Below are 20,978 nucleotides of genomic sequence, written 5' to 3'. Positions count from 1 at the left end.
CCTTCGCGGTGCCGGGGCCGTGTCACGCCTGCTCAGGCGTTGGGCTTCTTGCCGTGGTTCGCGCCGTTCTTCTTCCTGGCGCGACGCTTCCGGGCTCGCTTCGACATTGTTGGTTACCTCCATGACGTGCTGCTCTAGTGTGGCATGTGGGCCTGTCGTCATTCGTCACGAGGGGGTCGGCGATGGCCGAGGAGATCAGGGCGGAGCTTGTCGCCAACGTGTGGAGGGTCGTCGCCAGGCCGGGCACGGCGGTGCACACCGGGGACACGGTGGTGATCCTCGAGTCGATGAAGATGGAGATCCCGGTGCTGACGGAGACGGACGGTAGGCTGGTCCGGCTTGCCGTCAACGAGGGTGACGTCGTCCGGGAGGGCGACCTGATCGCGGTGGTCGAATAGATCCATGTCCACGCTCGCCGAACTGCTCGCCGAGAACACCGGGCTGCCCGGTGAGGCCGTCGACCACCTGCAGATGGTGGTCGCCGAATGGCAACTGCTCGCCGACCTGTCGTTCGCGGACTTCCTCCTGTGGGTGCCGGTGGAGGACGGCGACGGCGACTTCGTCTGCGTCGCGCAGGTGCGGCCCACCACGGGCCCGACAGCGCACCCCGAGGACGTGGTCGGCACCCGGTTCACCACCGCGGAGCACCCCCAGCTGGCGAGGGCCATCCGCGAGGGCAGGCTGTGCCGGGAGGAGGACCCGCACTGGTACCGCGACCTGCCGATGCGCAGGGAGGCGGTGCCGGTGACGTTCGGCGAGCGGGTCATCGCCGTGCTCAGCAGGGAGACCAACCTGGCCTCGCCGCGCGTGCCGAGCCCGCTGGAGATCGCCTACCTGGGCAGTGCCGCCGACCTGTGCCAGATGATCGCCGACGGCACGTTTCCCAGCCCGGACGGCGGCACCGACGTGCACACCAGCCCCCGGGTGGGGGACGGCCTGATCCGGCTCGACCAGAGCGGCACGGTCGTGTTCGCCAGTCCGAACGGCCAGTCGGCCTACCACCGCATGGGCTACGAGTCGGACCTCATCGGCACCCGCCTCGCGCCACTGACCCGGTCGCTGATCCGCGACCCGTTCGACGCCACCGAGGTGTCGCACCGCATCCTCGACGCGCTCGACGGCAAGCCGGGCAGCCGCACCGAGGTGGAGTCGCGGCGCGGCGCGGTGGTGCTGTTCCGGGCGCTGCCACTGCGCCCCGCGGGCCGCCCCGCGGGTGCGCTGGTGCTGGCCAGGGACGTCACGGAGGTCAAGCGCAGGGACCGGGCACTGCTGTCGAAGGACGCCACGATCCGCGAGATCCACCACCGGGTGAAGAACAACCTGCAGACGGTCGCGGCGCTGCTGCGGCTGCAGTCGCGGCGCACGCCCAGCCCGGAGGCCCGGCAGGCGCTCAGCGAGTCCGTGCGGCGGGTGTCGTCGATCGCGATGGTGCACGAGGCCCTGTCGATGTCGGTCGACGAGCGGGTCGATCTGGACAAGCTGTTCGACAACGTGCTGCCGATGGTGGGCGACATCGCCACCGCCGAGTCGCAGGTCACGCTCACGCGCACGGGCACGTTCGGGGTAGTCGCCGCCGAGATCGCGACGCCCTTGGTGATGGTGGTCGCCGAACTGGTGCAGAACGCCGTGGGCCATGCGTTCGCGGGCGCAACCCACGGCAAGGTGGAGATCACCGTGGAACGGTCGGCGCGCTGGCTCGACGTGACCGTGCGCGACAACGGCAAGGGGCTGCCCGCCGGATTCTCCCTGGAACGGGCGGACGGGCTCGGACTGCAGATCGCGCGCACACTCGTCGAATCCGAATTGCGCGGTTCCCTGTCGTTGCGCGGATTGCGCTCCGGGGGAACGGAGGCGGCATTGCGGCTTCCCCTGAGCCGCCGCGTGTGAATGCATGTCCACAATGCACGCCATCCACTGTGCACAGTGGGAATGGGGTGAGCGCTTGAGGGCCGGCACCCGAAAAGGATGCCGGCCCTCAAACCTTTTGCCCGGCCGCGGTGGTCGCGATGACCATGCCGGGCAAAAGGACGCTCGCTGTTGTGCGTTACATCAGAAGTTGCTGCGCGTGCCGATCTGCGCACGGCGACGCTTGAGAGCGCGCCGCTCGTCCTCGCTCATGCCGCCCCACACGCCGGCGTCCTGGCCGCTGGCCAGTGCCCAGGCCAGGCAGTCGGAAGCGACGGTGCAGCGGTGGCACACGGCCTTCGCCGCGGTGATCTGCGAGAGCGCGGGACCACTGGTGCCCACAGGGAAGAACAGTTCCGGGTCCTCGTCTCGGCAGGCCGCGCGGTGGCGCCAGTCCATTTCCTTGAGCTCCTTCAAAGGGGCGCGGCAGTCCGCGCCACAGTCGTCATGGCGGTCGTTTCTTGGGGTGCTTGTGAATGCTTTCACGAAGCACCGAGTTCGACAAGTGTTTTCGAGAGATCGGTGAGTCAGCTCACCCGGCCGAGCTATCCGCCTGACCTGCGGGTTTGTGCCCGAAACGGCCTCGGCGCCCGGTCGGCGATGCGGCGAGCGGAGCTTCTCCGTCGCTGAGCGGCAACACAGAGTTTGCCGGAGGTGATCACCGGATGCTGCTCACGGCCTGCAACCGGTCACACCGCGACGGTGAGCGCACGAGGCACGCTCCGGAACTCCACTCGGGTGCGTTGCCCGACCAGATCTCCGTCAACCTGCAAGTTTACCGGCTCTTCGGCGGTGATGCCGATCAGCGGCAGATCGTCCCTGCGCAGCAGGTGCTTGCCGCGGTGCCTGCTCCGGGTGCGCAAGGCCTGCCGGGCGTGCCGCAGCACCGTCGGCAACGCGAGGCTGCGCAGGGCGAACAGCCCCAGGCCGGTGTCGAACGAGCAGTCGGTGTTGAGGTGCACCGGGCGCGTGCCCAGGTAGCTCCACGGGTCGGTGTTGGAGACGAACGCCGTCCTGACCGGCGCGGGTTCCTCGCCGGGGATCTGGACGGTGAGCTCCGGCCTGCCCGCGGGCGGGCGCAGGTACCGCGCCACCGCGGTGCGCAGGTACAGCGACGGGCTCGTGCGCTTGCCCCGGCGCTGCTCGACCTCCGCCACCACGTCGGCGTCCCAGCCCATGCCCGCGTTGAACGTGAACCACCGCTCGCCCGCGAGGCCCAGCCCCACCTGCCTGCCCCGCCGGTTCTCGATGGCGTGCAGCAGCTGGTACGTGGCCTCCACCGGGTCGCAGGGCAGCCCGAGGGCACGGGCGAACACGTTGGCGGAGCCGCCGGGCACGACGCCGAGCATCGGCACGTCCCGGTACCGGCCTGGTCTGCCGTCGGTGTCCGCGAGCAGTCCGTTGACGACCTCGTTGACCGTGCCGTCGCCGCCGTGGGCCACCACCAGGTCGAGGTCGTCCCGGGCGGCCGCGCGGGCCACCGCGAGCGCGTGACCGCGGTAGTCGGTCTCGACGACGTCGAGCTTCACCTCACTGGCCAGCGCGTGTGCGAGCACGTCGCGGCCACCGGCGGTGGTCGCGGTGGCTTGCGGGTTCACGATCAGAACTGCACGCACTACCGCAGAGTAGGTGAATGAGCAGGGCGTTCGGGGCTCTCGGCCGAACTAATCCTGCGAGTCTCGTCACTGAGCTGTGCCGGCCCCGCCGCGCGATCGCCGCGGCCAGGCCTTCCGCTCGCGCTCTCCGCCTCTCGCCGGTCGCCCTCCGTTCCCGAAGAACCCTTCGACAGCTTCGACGCTCCCTTGCCTGCCGTGACGAGTGCACCCCGGCGACCGCCGGCTCATCGACGACAACCAGATCATTGCTCGCGGGTGCACCGCCCGAAAACGGCCGACCGGGTGGCATACCATCGAAACCGTTCACGCACGGTCACCTGACGGGAAGGGCGGCCCCGTGCCACTCGCCGACAAGATTTCCCCGGCACCGCGCGAAGTCCGCCTCGCCGGGGCCCTCACCACCATCCCCGGCATCGCCCTGCTCGCGATCGCGGTCGTGCTCGCCGTCGAAGGGCTCGGCGGCGCGTCGGCGCAGGGCGCGAACGTCTACGCCGAGGTCGCCTACTACGTCGTGCTGGCCGCCGGTGTGCTGGCCTGCGCCGGGGGCCTGCTGCTGGGCAAGACGTGGGCCCGCTCGCCGTCGGTGGTCGTCGCGCTCGTGCTCGTCGGTGTCGGCTGGTACGCGACCGGCCCGTCCGGCCAGCCCGGCTTCGGCGTGCCGCTCATGCTCGCGGGCATCGCCGTGCTGGTGCTGCTGTTCCGGCGTCCCTCGCGGGCGTGGGCGCTCGGCCAGCTGGAGGGCGAGACCGAGGAGGAGGCGGCTCGCCGGGGCGGCGCGGAGGGCCGCGCCCGGCGCAGGGAGCAGGACGACCAGGAAACGCCCTAGGACCCCTAGGACCGGCGCGACTCGCCGGCCAGCGCGCGCAACGGCTCGTCGGTGAGCCGGCAGGTGGTCCACCCGTCCATCGGCACCGCCCCCAGCGCCGTGTAGAAGTCCAGCGCCGGGTTCCAGTTCAGCACCGACCACTCCAGCCGCGCGTACCCGCGGTCCACGCACTCCTCGGCCAGTGCCGCCAGCAGCGCCTTGCCGAGTCCGGAGCCGCGCAGTTCCGGGCGCACGTACAGGTCCTCGAGGTAGATCCCGTGCACGCCCCGCCACGTGGAGAAGTTCAGAAACCACAGCGTGAACCCGCCGATGTCGCCCCCGGACTCGGCGACGTGCCCGAACAGGGCGGGCGCCTCGCCGAACAGCGCCGCGTGCAGCTGCGCGGGGGTGAGGTGGCACTCCTGTGGCGCACGCTCGAACTCGGCCAGCTCGTGCACGAGCTTGACGACGGTCTCGACGTCGGCTTCGCGGACGCGGCGGATGCGGTGGTCCAACGGGATCTCCTGTGCTGGGTCGGGGCCTGCGGGTCTGCGTGGTCAGGCCGGGGGGACGTTGAGGTGCCGGATCTGGGGTTCGCCACGCTCGGCGGCGAGCATGCTGATGCTCGCCGGGTCGAGCCGGAAATGCACACCGGCGGTGGCCGCGAGGCCGAGCCAGCGGGCGATGAGCACGCGGCTGAAGTGGCCGTGGCCGACGAGCACGACGTCGCGCTCGGCCAGCGCGGCGCGGACGCGGGACAGCAGCGCGTCCGCCCTGGCACCCACCTGCGCGGAGCTCTCGCCGCCCGGCACGGCGTGGGTCCAGATGGTCCACCCCGGCACGCTCTCGCGGACCTCCTCGGTGGTGAGCCCCTCGTAGTCGCCGTAGTCCCACTCGGCGAGGTCCTCGGTGGTCTCGTCGACCCGCAGGCCCGCCAGCTCGGCGGTGCGCACCGCCCGTTGCCGGGGACTGCTGAGCACGAGCGCGGGCGAGTCGTCGTGGGTCATCAGCGCGTAGGTGCGGCCCGCGGCGTGTGCCTGGCGCTCGCCGACGGCCGTCAGCGGAAGGTCGGTGCGGCCGGTGTGCTGCCCGGTGGCCGACCACTCGGTCTGACCGTGCCGGAGCAGCAGGAGCGTGTGCTGGTCCACGGCTGCGAATATAGTCACCGCGGCGCGGATCTACTCACGGGTAACATGCGGTGGGTGACAGCACTGACCAAGACGTACACGATGTGGCGCAGGCTGGCGGGCAAGCCCGGTGGGCGGCGCCTGTTCTCCGCCGCCGTGTGCCTGCGAGTGCCCTACTTCGGCACGGTCCTGCCCACGGTCCGCGACCTGCGGCCGGGTCACTGCACGGTGAGCGCGCCCAAGTGGTGGGGAGTCCACAACCACCTGGGCACCTTCCACGCCATCGCCGCGTGCAACCTGGCCGAGCTGGCCATGGGCATGCTGGCCGAGGCGACCGTGCCGCCGACCCATCGCTGGATTCCCAAGGGCATGACCGTGTCGTACGTCGCCAAGGCGCGGACGCGGCTCACCGCCGTGGCCGACCTGCCCGAGCCGCCGGAGTTCGGTGCCGACGGCACGGACGTCGAGGTGCCGGTGACCGTGTCGGACGCCCACGGCGTGCCGGTGGTGACCGGAACCATCGTCATCCGGGTGACGCCGAAACCGGGCAGGTAGACCGGTCGGCGCACTGGGAGGCCGCAGACCTCGACGGCAGGGTGCGCGGCCGGCGAGCCGAAGGGCACCTTCGGTACGCCTGGCGTGCCCAGGGGCACCTTGGGCGCGGTGGCGGCGGGTGAACGGGGGACGTTCGGGCGTGAGTCCGGGGTGGCGACGTCAGGCGCCCTCGGCGCGCAGGCGTTCGTAGTGGGCCACGCACTCGGTGTAGGAGGGCAGCAGCCCGGCCTGCTCCGCCTCGGCAAGTGTCGGCGCCGCGGAGTCCTTTTCGGACAGCACCGGCTCGATGTCCGCGGGCCAGGGCAGGTCGAGCGCCGGGTCGAGCGGGGTGATGCCGTGCTCGGCCGCCGGGTTGTAGCTCGTCGAGCACAGGTAGGCCATCGCCGTGTCGTCCTCCAGCGCGACGAAGCCGTGGCCGAGGCCCTCGGCGACGTAGACGCAGCGGAACTCGGCGGCGTCGAGCCGGACCGCGTCCCACCGGCCGAAGGTCGGCGAGCCGACGCGCAGGTCCACGATCACGTCGAGCAGCGAGCCGCGCGGGCAGTAGGCGTACTTCGCCTGCCCGGGGGGTGTGTCGGCGAAATGAATCCCCCGGATCGTGCCCTTCCGGGACACGCTGTGGTTGGTCTGCGCCACCCGCAGCGGATGGCCGACCGCCTTGAGGAACGCGGGCTCCTGGAACGGAGCGACGAAAAGGCCGCGATGATCAGGGAAATTGCGGGGAACGAATTCGTAGGCGTCCCGCACGGCCAGCTCGCGCACATCCATGGCCGGGAGCTTAGTCACCTGCTCCCAAGCCGGACGGTCGTCTTGCTATCAAGCCCATGACCAGCCAAAACTCGCCGAAATCTGTGATCTCAGCCGCACCCGGCGCGCACGAGGCGGCCCGGGCCTGTCACACTGGTCGAACCGCCGCGTCCGCGGCACCGGCCTTGACCACGGGCCTCGACGGACGCCTCGCCCGGTCTGCCGGCGCTACCGCGCCGCCCAGCCGGTTGGCGAGGAGCCCACACACCTGGGGACTCCGCTCGCGGTGCTCCCTTTTCAGTCCTGGAGATTGACGTGTCCCAAGCTCGCGTGAGCGACGAAGAGATCTTCACCGGCCATGAGGGCGGCAAGCTCTCGGTGGCCGCCACCCGGCCCATCACACAGGCGCGTGACCTGTCCGTCGCCTACACGCCAGGAGTAGCGAAGGTCAGCAGGGCGATCGCGGAGGACGCGGCGCTCGCGAAGCGCTACACCTGGGCCGACCGGCTCGTCGCGGTGGTCAGCGACGGCACGGCGGTACTCGGCCTCGGCGACATCGGCGCCAGCGCGTCGCTGCCGGTGATGGAGGGCAAGTCGGTGCTCTTCAAGACCTTCGCCGGGCTGGACTCGATCCCCCTCGTGCTCGACACCACCGACGTCGACGAGATCGTGGAGACGCTCGTGCGGCTGCGCCCCTCGTTCGGCGCGGTGAACCTGGAGGACGTCTCGGCGCCGCGCTGCTTCGAGCTGGAGGACAAGCTCAAGCAGGCGCTCGACTGCCCGGTGATGCACGACGACCAGCACGGCACCGCCATCGTGGTGCTCGCGGCGCTGCGTGGCGCCAACATGGTGCTCGACCGCGCGGTGGCCGACCAGCGTGTGGTGATCTCCGGCGCGGGTGCCGCCGGTGTGGCCTGCGCGCGGATCCTGCAGGCGGCCGGTATCGGCGACGTGACCATGCTCGACTCCAAGGGCATCATCCACGCGGGCCGCGACGGGCTGAACCCGATCAAGGAGCAGCTCGCCGGGACCACCAACGCCGCGGGACTGCGCGGTGGCCTCGCGGACGCCCTCGCGGGCGCCGACGTGTTCATCGGCCTGTCCAGCTCGATCATCGACGAGCAGCTGCTGGCCACGATGGCGGACGACTCCATCGTGTTCGCACTGTCCAATCCGGACCCGGAGGTGCATCCGGACGTCGCGGCGCGCTACGCGTCGATCGTGGCGACCGGGCGCAGCGACTTTCCGAACCAGATCAACAACGTGCTCGCCTTCCCCGGCGTGTTCCGGGGCGCGCTCGACGCGGGCGCGCGGGCGATCACGGAGAACATGAAGCTCGCGGCGGCCGACGCGATCGCGTCGGTGGCGGCGGACAAGCTGGCCGCCGACCACATCGTGCCGAGCCCGCTCGACCCGCAGGTGGCGGTGGAGGTGGCCAACGCGGTGGCCAAGGCCGCCGCTTCCGACGGCGTCACCAGCTAGCCGCACCGGCCGGGGGCGCGGTTGGTCATCGCGTCCCCGGCCGGTGCGGGTCGGCTGTCAGGCCCCCTTGTGCTGGACGAGCTGCACCAGGTTGCCGCAGGTGTCGTCCAGAACCGCCATGATCACCGTGTCCATCTCCAGTGGTTCCTGGGTGAACCGCACGCCCTGCTCGCGCAGCCGCGTGAATTCGGCGTTGACGTCGTCCACGGCGAACTGGATGACCGGGATGCCGTCGCTGACCATGGCGTCCTTGTACTGCTTCGCCGCGGGATGGCCGTCGGGTTCCAGCAGCAGTTCGGTGCCGTCGGGACTGTCCGGCGAGACGACGGTCAGCCACCGGTCCGTTCCGGCGATGGGGATGTCGTGCTTCGTCACGAAGCCCAGCACGTCGGTGTAGAAGCGCAGGGCCTTGTCCTGGTCGTCGACGAAGACGCTCGCGAGCTGGATTCTCATGGGTTGCTCTCCGGTGGGCCGGGCCTGAGCCATCGCGTCACGATGTGCTCGAGCGGTTCGGTGTTCAGGTCGTGGAACTTGTAGCGGCCCTCGCGCCGCGTGCGGACGAGCCCCGCCGCTTCCAGTGCGGCCAGGTGCTGGCTGATCGCCTGCCGGGACAGTCCCAGGCCGTGCTGGGACGCCAGCCGCGCGCAGATCTCGAACAGCGTCTGGCCGTCCCGTTCCACCAGCCCGTCGAGGATGCGCCTGCGGGTGGGGTCGGCCAGCGCCTTGAAGAGTTCGTCGTCCACGCCGCCACTATAGGCAAGTGACGACTTGCCTATCAACCCGGATTCACGACGGTGTCGCCAGCGCGTCGCGGGCCTCCGCCAGCCGGTGCCTCGGCAGGTCGATGAGCCGCAGGTCCGCGACGTCGGGCGGAGCGTCCGGCCACACGTTGGCGAGCCGGCCGTGCGCGCGGCTCCACACCGCGCGTGCGGCCGTCGCCGGATCCGGCGGGACGGCCTCGGCGATCACGACGGCGTGGTGGTTGTCCGGGGTGCTGCGCAGGAGTTGGAGCCGGTACTTCGGGGCGAGCAGCCCGGTGAGCTCCTGCTGCGCCCGCGCGCTGGCGAGGTCCGGATGGGAGTTGGGCAGCAGCACGGCGACCCGCGGAGCGTTGGTCGCCAGCAGCGCCCGCACCAGCCACGGCCCGGGGTCGGCCGAGAGGTCCAGCGCGATGGCGGCGTCCTCGGCGGTGATCGGCGCGTTCCAGTCGGGGCCACGGGTCTCCACCCGCAGGCCGCCCTCGCCCGCGAGCTCGGTGAGGGCCGTCCGCAGCACGGGCGGTGTCTCGCGGGCCTCCACCGACTGCGGGCCGTGGGTGTAGATCCCGGTGCCCTTGCCCGCGCCCTTGCTCCTGCCCTTCTTGCGGGCGCGCGCGGTGGGCTGGCACACGTACAGGTCGGCGGCGCTGCCGATCGCCTGTGCGCCGAGGTAGCGATGGAAGCCGGGCAGGATGGCCTCGAACGTCAGGCCGAGCGCGCCGAGCGCCCGCTGCGCCTGCTGGCCGAGTGCCGGATGCCTGCGGCTGTAGCCGTAGGCGAGCAGCAGCCGGCCCTGCGGCGGGTCGGCGAGGCACTCGATGCCGCGGCTCGCGAACAGCGCCATGCCCTCCGGGGTGTACGGCGGGTCGCTGAACACCACGTCGGCGCTGCCCGCGACCGCGAGCGGAAGGCCGAACCGCAGGTCGGTGTGCACGGTGCGGATGGTGCGGCCGGAATGGCGGTCCAGGTACTCCAGCACCCGGTCGTCGACGTCCACGACCGTGAGCCGGGCCTCGGGTCGCAGCAGGCGCACGGCCAGCGAGGTGAGGTCGTGGTCACCGAGGAAGAGCAGGCGCGTGGTGCGCAGGTCGTACTGCTCGTCCAGCCAGCGCGCCCTGCGCAGCACGGTCTCCGGCGTGGCCTGCACGTGGTCGAGCGCGGCCAGCGCCGGCGGCACGTCGCGGATGTGGGCGGCGACGGTGTCCAGCAGGCCGGCGGGCTCGGGTCCGGGAGCGGCCAGGTCCTCGTACCGGGCAGGCGCACCGGGCCGCAGGCGCACCGCCGTGCCGTCGCGTTGCAGGTCGTCGCCGAGCGCGGCCAGCAGATCCTCGACATCCCGCCGCGGGGCGGCCGTCTCGCGGACCAGCGCGTCGAACTCCTGCCAGCCGTCGCCGAGCAGCCTCAGCGCATGGCGCAGCGGCCACGCCTCGACCCCGAAGGCCTGCCTCACCGAATCCACGGGGCCAGCCTAGGGACGCGGTGTGTCGGCCGCCCAGGCGGCCGACACACCGACCTGGACGGCCAACACGCGAGTCCGTCAGTCGAAGGCCTTGGCGATCAGAGCCTTCTGCTCCACCTCGTGCACCTTGGACGAGCCCGCCGAGGGAGCCGCCATCGGGCGCCGTGCCACCACCTGCAGGTTGGCGAACGCCTCGGGCAGCTTGCGTGGCAGGTTCAGTCCGAAGAACGGCCAGGCGCCCTGGTTCTCCGGCTCCTCCTGCACCCACGCGACCTGCTGGGCGTTGGGGTAGCGCTCCAGCGCGGCAAGCAGCTTCTTCTTCGGCAGCGGGTAGTACTGCTCGACGCGCACCAGCGCGATGTCGTCGATCTGCTGCTTCTCCCGCTCGACGAACAGCTCCCAGTACATCTTCCCGGAGCTCAGCAACACCTTGCGGGCCTTGGCCGGGTCGATGTCGTTGTCGTCGATGACCGAGAGGAACTTGGACTGGTCGGTGAACTCCTCGATCGAGGACTTCACGTTCTTGTCCCGCAGCAGGCGCTTCGGGGTGAACACGATCAGCGGGCGGTTCACGCCGTCGAGCGCGTGCCTGCGCAGCAGGTGGAAGTAGTTCGCCGGGGTCGACGGCACCGCCACCGTCATCGAGCCCTCCGCGCACAGCTGGAGGAACCGCTCGATGCGGCCGGACGTGTGGTCGGGCCCCTGGCCCTCGTGGCCGTGCGGCAGCAGCAGCACCACGTCGGAGAGCTGGCCCCACTTGGCCTCACCGGACGAGATGTACTCGTCGATCACCGTCTGCGCGCCGTTGACGAAGTCGCCGAACTGCGCCTCCCACATCACCAGCGCCTCGGAGTTGGCCACCGAGTAGCCGTACTCGAAGCCCACCGCCGCGTACTCGGACAGCGCCGAGTCGTAGATCATGACGCGGCCCTGGCTGTCGGCGAGGTGCTGCAGCGGCGAGTACTCCTGGCCCGTCTTGCGGTCGATGAGCACCGAGTGCCGCTGGGTGAACGTGCCGCGCCGGGAGTCCTGCCCCGACAGCCGCACCAGCCTGTCCTCCAGAGCGAGAGAGCCGAACGCGAGCAGCTCGCCGAAGGCCCAGTCGATGCCGCCCTCGCGGGACATCTTCTGCCGCCGCTCGAGCACCGGCTTGACCCGCGGGTGCGGGCTGAAGCCCTCGGGCAGCTGCACGAAGGCGTCGCCGATGCGCTCGATGGTCTCGCGGCTGACGGCGGTCGGCACCTTCGCGGGCACCTGCTGCTCCTCCTCGACGGAGGGGCTGGGCGCGATGGGGTGCTTCTCCAGTTCCCGCACCTCGTTGAAGACGTGCTCCAGCTGGCTGGAGAAGTCGCGCAGCGCGGCCTCGGCCTCCTCCATGGAGATGTCGCCACGGCCGATCAGGGCCTCGGTGTAGGTCTTGCGGACGCTGCGCTTGGTGTCGATGATGTCGTACATCGCGGGCTGCGTCATCGAAGGGTCGTCGCCCTCGTTGTGGCCGCGCCGCCGGTAGCAGATCATGTCGATCACGACGTCCTTGTTGAACGCCTGGCGGTACTCGACGGCCAGCCGCGCCACCCAGAACGCCGCCTCGGGGTCGTCACCGTTGACGTGGAAGATCGGCGCGCCGATCATCTTCGCCACGTCGGTGGCGTACTGCGAGGAGCGGGCGTGCTCGGGCGCGGTGGTGAAGCCGACCTGGTTGTTGATGACGACGTGCACGGTGCCGCCGGTGCGGTAGCCGCGCAGCAGCGCGAGGTTCAGCGTCTCGGCCACCACGCCCTGTCCCGCGAAGGCGGCGTCGCCGTGCAGCAGCACGGGCAGCACCGAGAAGCCGCCGGACTCCTTCTCGCCCTTGTCGAGGATGTCCTGCTTGGCGCGGACGATGCCCTCGAGCACCGGGTCGACGGTCTCCAGGTGCGACGGGTTCGCGGTGAGCGACACCTTCGTCTCGCCGTCGCCGAACATGCGGAAGTACTTGCCCTCGGCGCCGAGGTGGTACTTCACGTCGCCGGAACCGTGCGCCTGGCCGGGGTCCAGGTTGCCCTCGAACTCCTGGAAGATCTGCGAGATCGGCTTGCCGACGATGTTGGCCAGCACGTTCAGCCTGCCGCGGTGCGGCATGCCGATGACGACCTCGTCGAGCTCGTGCTCGGCCGCCTTGTCCAGGACGGTGTCCAGCAGCGGGATCACCGTCTCGCCGCCCTCGAGCGAGAACCGCTTCTGCCCGACGTACTTGGTCTGCAGGAACGTCTCGAACGCCTCGGCGGCGTTGAGTTTGGACAGGATGTACTTCTGGACGGCCGCGTCCGGCTTCTCGTGCGGGATCTCGACGCGGTCCTGGATCCAGCGCCGCTCGTCCGGATCGAGAATGTGCGTGTACTCGACGCCGACCGTGCGGCAGTAGGAGTCGCGCAGCACGCCGAGCACGTCGCGCAGCTTCATTCGCTGCTTGCCCGCGAAGCCGCCGACGGCGAACTCGCGGTCGAGGTCCCACAGGGTCAGGCCGTGGGACAGGATGTCGAGATCCTCGTGCCGCCGCTGCCGGTAGTTCAGCGGGTCGGTGTCGGCCATCAGGTGGCCGCGCATCCGGTAGGCGTCGATCAGCTCGAGCACCCGGGCGGTCTTGTCGATCTCGCCCTCGGGGATGTCCTCCACCCAGCGTACCGGCTCGTACGGCAGCCGCAGCGACGTGAAGATGTCGTCGTAGAAGCCGTCCTCGCCGAGCAGCAACTCGTGGATGCGCTTGAGGAACTCGCCGGACTCGGCGCCCTGGATGATGCGGTGGTCGTAGGTCGAGGTCAGCGTCATGATCTTGCTGACTCCGAGGCCGACCAGGGTCTGCTCGCTCGTGCCCTCGAAGTGGGCCGGGTACTGCATGGCGCCGACACCGATGATGGCGCCCTGCCCGGCCTGCAGGCGGGGCACCGAGTGGTTGGTGCCGATGCCGCCCGGGTTGGTCAGCGAGATCGTGGTCCCGGCGAAGTCGTCGGCGGTGAGCTTGTTGTTGCGCGCCTTCCTGACGATGTCCTCGTAGGCCTGCCAGAACTGGAGGAACGTCATGTTCTCCGTGTTCTTGATGGAGGCCACCACCAGCGTGCGGCCGCCGTCCTTGCCCTTCATGTCGATGGCGAGGCCGAGGTTGACGTGCTCGGGCGTGACCGCGTGCGGCTTGCCGTCGACCATGGCGTAGTGCCGGTTCATGTTCGGGAAGTCGCGCAGCGCCCGCACCATCGCGTAGCCGATGAGGTGCGTGAACGAGATCTTCCCCCCGCGGGTGCGCTTGAGGTGGTTGTTGATGACGATCCGGTTGTCGGCCATCAGCTTCGCGGGCACCGCGCGCACGCTCGTGGCGGTGGGGACGCTCAGCGAGGCGTCCATGTTCTTCGCGATGGCGGCCGCGGCGCCGCGCAGCGGCTTGGTCTCCGGCTGGCTCGCGGCCTGCGAGTCCTTGGCGTCCTTGGCAGGCGCGGCGGGTGCGGGCTTCGCGGCCTGTGCGGGGGCGGCCTGCTTGGTCTCCGGCTTCGGCGCGGCCGTGGGCTCGCTCTTCGGCTCGGCCTTCGGGGTGGCGGCCTTCGGGGTGGCCTCGGTCTGCGGTGCCGGGGCCTGCGCGGGCCGGGCCTGCTGAGGCCGCTCCGGCGCGGCGGTGCCGCCCTGACCGTTGGCCGACGAGTCGGGCTCGGCGTTCGTCGTGTCCGGCTTCTGCTTGTCCGACTGCGTAGGCTTGAAGTCGGCAAAGAAGTCATGCCACGCGGCATCTACGGAGGAAGGGTCGGCGAGGAACTGGTCGTACATTTCCTCGACGAGCCATTCGTTGGGGCCGAACTGCGACGCAGGGCTGCTGCTGGACACGGCTTGGACTCGCCTCTATCCGTCTCGATCTGGTTGTCCGATTACGCGCCTACCAGGCTAACCCCCTGCCCTCGGGCACCGGCAGCGAACTGGGCCAACGGTGCAGCGAAGACGTTGGGATTTCTCACTGAATCGATCGTGTGTTGTTGACTACACACGCTGGAACGCGCGGTTCAGGTCGGTTCGGCGGCCTCGGCGCCCTCGCCGAGCCGCCACAACCTCGCGTAGTGCCCTTCCGCGGCCAGCAGCTCCGCATGGCTGCCGCGCTCGACCACCCGGCCGTGGTCGAGCACCACGATCTCCTCGGCGCGCGCGGCCGTCGCGAGCCGGTGGGCGACCACGAACGTCGTGCGCTTCGTCGCGAGCGTCTCGGTGGCCCGCAGCACCGCCGACTCCGTCGCCGGGTCGAGCGCGGCGGTCGCCTCGTCGAGCAGCAGGACGTCGGGATCCACCAGCTCCGCCCTGGCCAGCGCCACCAGCTGTCGCTGCCCCGCCGACAGCGACCGCCCGCGTTCGCCGACCGGCTGCCGGAAGCCGGACGGCAGCGCCGCCACGGCCTCCAGCGCGCCGACCGCCCGCACCGCGGCCTCCACCTCGGCATCGGTGGCCGACGGCCTGCCGTAGCGGACGTTGTCGGCGACCGTCCCGGAGAACAGGTGCGCCTCCTGCGGCACGACGCCGAGCCGGGAACGCAGCCCGGGCAGGTCGTAGTCGCGCACGTCGACGCCGTCGATGCGCACCGTGCCCTCGGTGGCGTCGTAGAAGCGCGCCACGAGTTTCACCACCGTCGACTTGCCCGCGCCGGTCGCGCCGACCAGCGCGACGGTGCTGCCCGCGGGCACGTGCAGGCCGACGTCGGTCAGTGCCCGGGTCTCGGTGCCGGGGTAGGAGAAGCTCACGCCGGAGAGCTCCACCTCGCCGCGCAGCCGCTCCGGCACGGGCACCGGCCGCTGCGGCGGTGGCACCGACGTCGGCGTGCGCAGCAGGTCGGCGATGCGGCGCAGGCCGACCCTCGCCTGCTGGTAGCCGTCGAACACCGAGGACAACTGCTGCACCGGCGCGAAGAACAGCCCGAGGTAGAGCAGGAACGCCAGCAGCACTCCCGCCGAGAGCGTCCCGGCCGCGACCCGGCCGGCGCCCTCCACGAGCACCACCGCCTCCGCCACGCCGGAGAGCAGCGTGACGAACGGGAAGTACGTCGCCACGTACCGCTGCGCGCGCAGCCGCGACCGCCGGTAGGCGTCGCTGCGGGAGGCGAAGTCGCGGGCCGAGCGCTCCTCGCGGGTGTAGGCCTGCGCGACCCGCAGGCCCGTGACGTTCTCCTGCATGTCGGCGTTGACGGCGCTGACCCGCTCCCTGGCCTCGGTGTAGGCGGCCGAGGCGAGCCTGCGGAAGATCACCGTGGCGACGGCGAGCACGGGCAGCACCGCGAACGCGTACAGCGCGAGACCGGCGTCGGTGAGCAGCAGCGCCCCCGCGATGCCGACGATCGTCAGCACGCTCACCACGGCGGTGGCCAGCCCGGTCTGCAGGAACGTGGACAGCGCGTCCACGTCCGTGGTCATCCGGGTCATGATCCGGCCGGCCAGCTCGCGCTCGTAGTAGTCCAGGCCCAGCCGCTGCAGATGGGCGTAGCTGCGCACGCGCAGCAGGTACAGCACCGACTCGCCCGCGCGGGCGGTGAGCCGCGTCTGCGCGTTGATGACGAACCAGTCCAGCGCGATGAGCAGCGCGCCCAGCCCCGCGGCGATCAGCACCGCCGACTCCACCCCGGCGCGCACGCCGTCGTCGACACCGCGCTCGTACAGCGCGGGAATGGCGATGGTGGCCAGCGCGTCGAGCGCCACCAGCGTCACCACGCCCGCGAGCAGCCAGCGCACCGGCCGCAGCAGGCGCCACAGCCGGAAGTGCGGATCCGGTGCGGCCGGGTCGATGCCGGGCAGGCGCGGCTCGTCCGTGGCGGGTGGCAGGGCCCGCACGCGCTCCAGCAGCTCCGGCGTTGGCGGCAGGTCGAGCGAGGCGCGCGAGCCCGGCCCGCCGCCACCACCGCTGTCCGCGCTGCCCGCGCGCCGCGCCGCCGACTCGGCCAGCCCGGTCACGTCGTCGCGCTCGTCCTGCCGCGGCCACAGCGCCGGGGTGATGCCCTCGGCGTTCACGGCCAGCTCGCCACCCGAGCGGACGACCTCCTCGACGTCCTCCCCGGGGCCCGCGACCAGGTCGCGGAACAGGGCACACCGCTGCTCCAGCTCCGCGGCCGTTCCCGTGTCGACCACCCGGCCCTCGTCGAGCACCGCGATGCGGTCGGCGAGCGCCAGTGTCGAGCGGCGGTGCGCGATGAGGATCGTCGTGCGCGAGCGGGTGACCGCGCGCAGGGTGTCGTGGATCGCGGCCTCGGTGGCGGTGTCCACGGCGGAGGTGGCGTCGTCGAGGATCAGCACGCGCGGGTCCGTCAGCAGCGCCCTGGCCAGGCCGAGGCGTTGCCGTTGCCCGCCGGACAGGGTCAGTCCGCGCTCGCCGACCTGCGTGTCGTAGCCCTCGGGCAGCGCGGTGATGAACTCGTGCGCCTCCGCGGCCCTCGCGGCGGCGATCACCTCGTCGTCGCCGGCGTCGGGCCTGCCGTAGGCGATGTTGTCGCGCACCGAGGTGGAGAACAGGAACGCCTCCTCGAACACGACGCCGACCGTGCGGCGCAGCTCGGCCAGCCGCACGTCGCGCACGTCCACGCCGCCGAGCCGCACGCTGCCCTCGTGCGCGTCGTAGAAGCGGGGCAGCAGCAGCGAGATCGTGGACTTGCCGGAGCCCGCGGTGCCGACCAGCGCCAGCGTTTCCCCCGGCCGGGCGCGCAGGGTGAGCCCGTCGAGCACCGGCTCCGACCGCGTGTAGCCGAACCGCACGTCGTCGAGCCGCACGTCGAGCGGCCCCTCCGGGATCGGCACGGGGTCCTCGCGCTCGCGCACCTCCGGCTGCGCGTCGACGAGCTCGTGCACGCGTTCGGCGCCCGCCCGCGTGAGCTGGGCCTGCACCACCAGGCTCGCGAGCATCCGGGAAGGGCCGACCAGCGCGGACACGTAGGTGGCGAAGGCCAGGAAGGTGCCGAGGCTGATCTGCCCGCGCAGGGCGAGGATGCCGCCCGCCGCGAGCACCGCGACCTGACCGGCGGCGGGCAGTGCGGAGGTGGTGGCCGTGGGCACGGCCGACAGCCGCGCGGCCCGCAGCCGTTCGCCGAACAGGGTCCGCGCGGTGCCCGACAGGGTGGCGACCTCGCGGGCCTCCTGCCCGAAGCCCTTCACCACGCGCACGCCGGTGACGGTCTCCTCCACCTGCTGCGCCACGTCGGCGGCGCGCTGCTGCGCCGACCACGTCGCGGGGAAGAGCCTGCGCCTGCTCATCGCCACCACGAGCGCGACGGCGGGGGCCACCACGAGCGCGATGAGCGTGAGCAGAGGCGACATCCACAGCATCGCGCCGAGCGCCAGCACGGCGAAGACCACCGAGCCCGCCGACAGCGGCACCTGCATGAGCACGCCGGTGACGAGCTGGAGATCGGTGATGGCGCGCGAGACGATCTGGCCGGTGCGCAGCGAGTCCTGCTTGCCGCCGTCCAGACGCGACACGGCCGCGAAGACGGCCCTGCGCAGGTCGTGCTGGACGTCGAGCGCGAGCCTGCCGCCGACGTAGCGGCGCACGAAGGCACTGCCGAAGGCGAGCACGTGCAGCACGAGCAGCAGCGCGACGAGCCAGCCGAGACGGGAGGTGTGCCCGGCGACGGCGTCGTCCACCGCCGCGCGCACCAGCAGGGGACTGGCCGCCTGGAGCCCGACGCCGACCATCGCGGCGCCGAGCGCGAGCACGACGAGCACCGGGTGCCGCCAGCAGGCGGCGGCGAGCCTGCGGATCCAGCCCTGGCCCCCGCCGGGGTCGTGAGCGTCCTGCCGCGTGTTCGCTCTGCCAGACACTCACGACCCCCTCGTAGCTACGTCGTCAGGTGATGTCCCTGCGCTGGTTGGCGGCCCAGCCACCCGCGAAGAACAGCATCGTCCACGCGAGGAAGATCAGCGCCGCCGCCCACCAGGAGAACGCGCCGGGCGCGCCCGCCGTGTACTGCAGCAACCACTGGAAGTCCTTGTCGAGCTCGCCGGGCACCGACACGCCCGCCGCACCGAAGGCCTCCGCGCCGATGGCGCCCACGATGCCGTTCAGCGTGCCGTTGGGCAGCACACCGCCGAGCCAGCGCACACCCCACCAGCCGAAGCTGACGAACACGAGGACGTTCTCCACCACCAGCATCCAGATGGTGAGCGTCACCGTCGCGCCGACCACGCTGTTCCACACCGCGCCGACGCCGATCCCGAACAGCGTCGCCAGGATCGTCGCCAGCACGCCGGCACCGAGCACGGCGAGCCACTGACCCGCGCTGGGCAGCCCGCGCGAGTCCACGGTGAGCAGGGTCGCCAGGCTCGCCCCGGCGACGATGACCACGCCGTACACCGCGCCCCAGCCAATGTAGGTGATCATCTTGGCGGTGAGCGCGGAGACGCGGTTGGGCGCGGTGAGGAACGTCGTCGTGATGGTCTTCTTGCTGTACTCGCCCGCCAGCGCGAACACGCCGAAGATCACCGGGAACATCGTGCCGATGTTCACGCCGTGGGCGAGCGAGAGCAGGCCGACAGGCAGCTCGCCGAGCTGGACGCCCAGCGCCCCGGCCAGCTGCCTGGCGTCGGAACTGCCCAGGTAGTCGTTGAGGTCGTTGGTGATCGCGCCCCAGCCGAGGGCGAACAGGAACGCGAACAGCACCGCGGGGATCATCAGCGCCCACCAGCTCTTGGTGGTGAGCACCTTGCGCATCTCGGCCTTGATCAGGTTGCCCATCACTGCTGACCTCCCCAGCTCTGGTGCTGGCCCGGCTGCTGCGGCTGTTGCGGCTGCTGGTAGCCCTGCTGCGGGTAGCCCTGCGGCGGACTCTGGTACGGGTTCGGCTGGGGCGGGTAGCCCTGCGGCGGGGTGCCCCAGCCCGGTTGCTGCGGCGGGGGCTGCTGCCCGTAGGGCATCGCCGCCGCGCCGTACTGCGGGCTGGTGAGCTGGAAGAACAACTTCTCCAGGTCGGCCTTGTCCTCCTGCATGCCGTACACGGCGATGCCGGCCTTGGCCGCGAGGTCACCGATCTGCTGGACGCTGGCACCCGCCACCGCCACCCTGCCGTCCGGTGTGGGCTCCACCTCGTTGAGCCCGGCCTCCTGCAGCGCCTTCACGAGCCCGTTCGCGTCGGCGGGCTGCACCAGCACGCGGGAGCGCTGGCTGTTGCGCAGTTGTTCCAGCGGGCCGTAGTAGCGCGTCATTCCGGCGCTGACGATCACCACCTGGTCGATCGTCTGCTCCACCTCCGACAGCAGGTGGCTCGACACCAGCACCGTGCGGCCCTGCTGGGCGAAGCTGCGCAGGAAGGTGCGCAACCAGGCGATGCCCTCGGGGTCGAGGCCGTTGGCGGGCTCGTCGAGCACCAGCACCTGCGGGTCGCCGAGCAACGCGGTCGCCAGCGCGAGGCGCTGCCGCATGCCGAGCGAGAAGCCGCCTGCCTTCCGGTCCGCGGCGGGGGTGAGACCCACCAGGCCCAGCACCTCCTCGACCCGCTGGTCGGGCACCCCGATGGCCGCGGCGTACACGCGGAGGTGGTTGCGCGCGGTGCGCTTGGGGTGGAAGCCCTCGTTCTCCAGCACCGCGCCGACCACTCTGGCCGGGTTGCCGAGCTGGTTGTGCGGCCTGCCGTTGATGGTCGCCAGGCCCGCCGTGGGGGTGACCAGGCCGAGCACCATGCGCAGCGTGGTCGTCTTCCCTGCTCCGTTCGGGCCGAGGAATCCGGTCACGGAGCCCGGCTCCACCGTGAAGCTCAGGTTCTGCACCGCCGTGACGGCCCCGAACTGTTTGGTGAGGTTCTGCACCGCGATGCGGCCACTGCCGTCGTGCATGCTGCCCTCGTTTCCCCTCGTCGTCTGCGCTGTGGCGGGTGCCATCCTGCCGTACGGCGCTGTTGGACGATCACCGGAGGGTGGGGGTTCCGTCCCGGGGCGACGGACGTCACGCCGCGGGGCAAACGGGCAGGTCCGGCGGTGTCCGGAGGCGAACCACGGCGTGCCCGGCGAGCCGGTGGCCGAGTATTTCCGGCGACATGCGCACCCCGGGGCAGCGAAGTCGCGATTCAGCACCTAAGCTTGTAGGTGGCGGCCCGCTCCCGGTGACCCCCAGGCTGGTTGAGCGGGCCGCCCCTTCGTGTCTGCGCGGTGAACGCGTCCTCCCGATTCGGTGAAGTGTTTGCGAGGCGCTGACCGGCCCGGTTATGTTCTGCCCATCCGGACCGGTTGGGGGCCAGCATGGGCGGTTACGGCGTCGAGGTGGCGAGCCTCGTCAGCGCGGGTGAGCGGTTCATCGAGCTCGCCGATGAGGCGAGTCAGGCGCAGGCCGAGTTCAGCGGCGGCATCCAGCGGCACGAAGGGGCCAACGAGGGCTTCACGACCACGGGCACGGCCGCGAGCCTGGCCACGCTGTGGGAGTACCACATCGACGATCTGTCCAAGCGGACGGCGGTCGCCGGAGGGCTGCTCGCCGAGGCCGCCGACGGCTACGAGCGCATGGAGGACGCCGTCGTCGAGACCCTGCCCCCGCTGAGCTCCGCGGACTGAT

General features: G+C 71.3%; 19 protein-coding genes. 6 read left to right on the top strand and 13 right to left on the bottom strand.

Features of this window, described 5'->3' with window-relative positions; genetic code table 11:
• Positions 1 to 32 precede the first annotated feature (32 nt).
• The gene (locus tag BAY60_RS38630; protein ID WP_377002503.1) at positions 33 to 107 is read right to left on the bottom strand and encodes a 50S ribosomal protein bL37; all 75 of its coding nucleotides are present in this window, start codon (positions 105 to 107) and stop codon (positions 33 to 35) included.
• Positions 108 to 182: 75 nt separating this feature from the next.
• Between BAY60_RS38630 and BAY60_RS27750 the strand changes: the two genes are divergently transcribed.
• Together BAY60_RS27750 and BAY60_RS27745 are read left to right on the top strand one after the other, a co-directional pair.
• Positions 183 to 398: a biotin/lipoyl-binding carrier protein gene (locus tag BAY60_RS27750; RefSeq protein ID WP_112284301.1), complete on the top strand. Its 216-nt coding sequence runs from the start codon at positions 183 to 185 to the stop codon at positions 396 to 398.
• Positions 399 to 402: 4 nt separating this feature from the next.
• The gene (locus BAY60_RS27745) at positions 403 to 1,887 is read left to right on the top strand and encodes a sensor histidine kinase (RefSeq protein ID WP_112284300.1); all 1,485 of its coding nucleotides are present in this window, start codon (positions 403 to 405) and stop codon (positions 1,885 to 1,887) included.
• A gap of 162 nt (positions 1,888 to 2,049) precedes the next feature.
• On the opposite strand, the gene BAY60_RS27740 is transcribed toward BAY60_RS27745, so the two are convergent.
• Positions 2,050 to 2,304 (bottom strand): WhiB family transcriptional regulator, encoded by a 255-nt coding sequence (locus BAY60_RS27740; protein ID WP_112284299.1) that lies wholly within the window; start codon positions 2,302 to 2,304, stop codon positions 2,050 to 2,052.
• A gap of 290 nt (positions 2,305 to 2,594) precedes the next feature.
• On the bottom strand, positions 2,595 to 3,521 hold the full coding sequence (locus BAY60_RS27735; protein ID WP_112284298.1) for a diacylglycerol/lipid kinase family protein: 927 nt from the start codon (positions 3,519 to 3,521) through the stop codon (positions 2,595 to 2,597).
• Positions 3,522 to 3,858: 337 nt separating this feature from the next.
• On the opposite strand from BAY60_RS27735, the gene BAY60_RS27730 reads away from it, so the two are divergent.
• On the top strand, positions 3,859 to 4,347 hold the full coding sequence (locus BAY60_RS27730; RefSeq protein WP_112284297.1) for a hypothetical protein: 489 nt from the start codon (positions 3,859 to 3,861) through the stop codon (positions 4,345 to 4,347).
• A 5-nt stretch (positions 4,348 to 4,352) separates the two neighbouring features.
• Here the strand turns inward: BAY60_RS27730 and BAY60_RS27725 are convergent, their stop codons facing one another.
• Positions 4,353 to 4,841 carry a GNAT family N-acetyltransferase gene (locus BAY60_RS27725; RefSeq protein ID WP_112284296.1) on the bottom strand — a complete coding sequence of 163 codons (489 nt, stop codon included), beginning with the start codon at positions 4,839 to 4,841 and terminating at the stop codon, positions 4,353 to 4,355.
• A 42-nt stretch (positions 4,842 to 4,883) separates the two neighbouring features.
• On the bottom strand, positions 4,884 to 5,474 hold the full coding sequence (locus tag BAY60_RS27720) for an acid phosphatase (protein WP_112284295.1): 591 nt from the start codon (positions 5,472 to 5,474) through the stop codon (positions 4,884 to 4,886).
• Between the two features lie 81 nt (positions 5,475 to 5,555).
• Here BAY60_RS27720 and BAY60_RS27715 point away from each other — a divergent pair, with 81 nt between their 5' ends.
• Positions 5,556 to 6,008 (top strand): hotdog fold domain-containing protein, encoded by a 453-nt coding sequence (locus BAY60_RS27715; protein ID WP_245992867.1) that lies wholly within the window; start codon positions 5,556 to 5,558, stop codon positions 6,006 to 6,008.
• Between the two features lie 159 nt (positions 6,009 to 6,167).
• On the opposite strand, the gene BAY60_RS27710 is transcribed toward BAY60_RS27715, so the two are convergent.
• Positions 6,168 to 6,776 carry a dTDP-4-dehydrorhamnose 3,5-epimerase family protein gene (locus BAY60_RS27710; RefSeq protein WP_112284293.1) on the bottom strand — a complete coding sequence of 203 codons (609 nt, stop codon included), beginning with the start codon at positions 6,774 to 6,776 and terminating at the stop codon, positions 6,168 to 6,170.
• Between the two features lie 309 nt (positions 6,777 to 7,085).
• On the opposite strand from BAY60_RS27710, the gene BAY60_RS27705 reads away from it, so the two are divergent.
• The gene (locus tag BAY60_RS27705) at positions 7,086 to 8,237 is read left to right on the top strand and encodes an NAD(P)-dependent malic enzyme (RefSeq protein WP_245992839.1); all 1,152 of its coding nucleotides are present in this window, start codon (positions 7,086 to 7,088) and stop codon (positions 8,235 to 8,237) included.
• A gap of 57 nt (positions 8,238 to 8,294) precedes the next feature.
• Here BAY60_RS27705 and BAY60_RS27700 read toward each other — a convergent pair whose 3' ends face one another.
• The 7 genes from BAY60_RS27700 to BAY60_RS27670 form a co-directional block, all read right to left on the bottom strand.
• A complete protein-coding gene (locus BAY60_RS27700) occupies positions 8,295 to 8,690 on the bottom strand; it encodes a VOC family protein (protein ID WP_112284291.1) in 396 nt (131 codons plus the stop codon).
• Positions 8,687 to 8,980 (bottom strand): ArsR/SmtB family transcription factor, encoded by a 294-nt coding sequence (locus tag BAY60_RS27695; protein ID WP_112284290.1) that lies wholly within the window; start codon positions 8,978 to 8,980, stop codon positions 8,687 to 8,689. The genes BAY60_RS27700 and BAY60_RS27695 overlap by 4 nt, the downstream gene beginning before the upstream one ends.
• 43 nt (positions 8,981 to 9,023) lie before the next feature.
• On the bottom strand, positions 9,024 to 10,454 hold the full coding sequence (locus tag BAY60_RS27690) for a bis-aminopropyl spermidine synthase family protein (protein ID WP_245992838.1): 1,431 nt from the start codon (positions 10,452 to 10,454) through the stop codon (positions 9,024 to 9,026).
• Positions 10,455 to 10,532: 78 nt separating this feature from the next.
• A complete protein-coding gene (locus BAY60_RS27685) occupies positions 10,533 to 14,303 on the bottom strand; it encodes a multifunctional oxoglutarate decarboxylase/oxoglutarate dehydrogenase thiamine pyrophosphate-binding subunit/dihydrolipoyllysine-residue succinyltransferase subunit (protein WP_112284289.1) in 3,771 nt (1,256 codons plus the stop codon).
• Between the two features lie 173 nt (positions 14,304 to 14,476).
• Positions 14,477 to 18,259 carry an ABC transporter ATP-binding protein gene (locus BAY60_RS27680; protein WP_112284288.1) on the bottom strand — a complete coding sequence of 1,261 codons (3,783 nt, stop codon included), beginning with the start codon at positions 18,257 to 18,259 and terminating at the stop codon, positions 14,477 to 14,479.
• A gap of 25 nt (positions 18,260 to 18,284) precedes the next feature.
• Positions 18,285 to 19,172 carry an ABC-2 transporter permease gene (locus tag BAY60_RS27675; RefSeq protein WP_112284287.1) on the bottom strand — a complete coding sequence of 296 codons (888 nt, stop codon included), beginning with the start codon at positions 19,170 to 19,172 and terminating at the stop codon, positions 18,285 to 18,287.
• A complete protein-coding gene (locus tag BAY60_RS27670) occupies positions 19,172 to 20,266 on the bottom strand; it encodes an ABC transporter ATP-binding protein (protein ID WP_112284286.1) in 1,095 nt (364 codons plus the stop codon). Before BAY60_RS27670 ends, BAY60_RS27675 begins: the two co-directional genes overlap by 1 nt.
• 402 nt (positions 20,267 to 20,668) lie before the next feature.
• Here BAY60_RS27670 and BAY60_RS27665 point away from each other — a divergent pair, with 402 nt between their 5' ends.
• Positions 20,669 to 20,977 carry a hypothetical protein gene (locus BAY60_RS27665; RefSeq protein ID WP_112284285.1) on the top strand — a complete coding sequence of 103 codons (309 nt, stop codon included), beginning with the start codon at positions 20,669 to 20,671 and terminating at the stop codon, positions 20,975 to 20,977.
• Position 20,978 lies beyond the last annotated feature (1 nt).

This window comes from Prauserella muralis (genome assembly GCF_003202285.1).
Classification (GTDB): domain Bacteria; phylum Actinomycetota; class Actinomycetes; order Mycobacteriales; family Pseudonocardiaceae; genus Prauserella_B; species Prauserella_B muralis.
Note: the sequence above shows the minus strand (reverse complement) of the source record. Positions and strands in the feature narration are given on the sequence as shown.

What these genes read in the sequence shown, in the direction of transcription:
- BAY60_RS27750 (WP_112284301.1), top strand. Translation starts at nt 183, where the DNA reads ATGGCCGAGGAGATCAGGGCGGAGCTTGTCGCCAACGTGTGGAGGGTC.
- BAY60_RS27745 (WP_112284300.1), top strand. Translation starts at nt 403, where the DNA reads ATGTCCACGCTCGCCGAACTGCTCGCCGAGAACACCGGGCTGCCCGGT.
- BAY60_RS27740 (WP_112284299.1), bottom strand. Translation starts at nt 2,304, where the DNA reads ATGGACTGGCGCCACCGCGCGGCCTGCCGAGACGAGGACCCGGAACTG.
- BAY60_RS27715 (WP_245992867.1), top strand. Translation starts at nt 5,556, where the DNA reads ATGTGGCGCAGGCTGGCGGGCAAGCCCGGTGGGCGGCGCCTGTTCTCC.
- BAY60_RS27710 (WP_112284293.1), bottom strand. Translation starts at nt 6,776, where the DNA reads ATGGATGTGCGCGAGCTGGCCGTGCGGGACGCCTACGAATTCGTTCCC.
- BAY60_RS27700 (WP_112284291.1), bottom strand. Translation starts at nt 8,690, where the DNA reads ATGAGAATCCAGCTCGCGAGCGTCTTCGTCGACGACCAGGACAAGGCC.
- BAY60_RS27675 (WP_112284287.1), bottom strand. Translation starts at nt 19,172, where the DNA reads ATGGGCAACCTGATCAAGGCCGAGATGCGCAAGGTGCTCACCACCAAG.
- BAY60_RS27670 (WP_112284286.1), bottom strand. Translation starts at nt 20,266, where the DNA reads ATGCACGACGGCAGTGGCCGCATCGCGGTGCAGAACCTCACCAAACAG.
- BAY60_RS27665 (WP_112284285.1), top strand. Translation starts at nt 20,669, where the DNA reads ATGGGCGGTTACGGCGTCGAGGTGGCGAGCCTCGTCAGCGCGGGTGAG.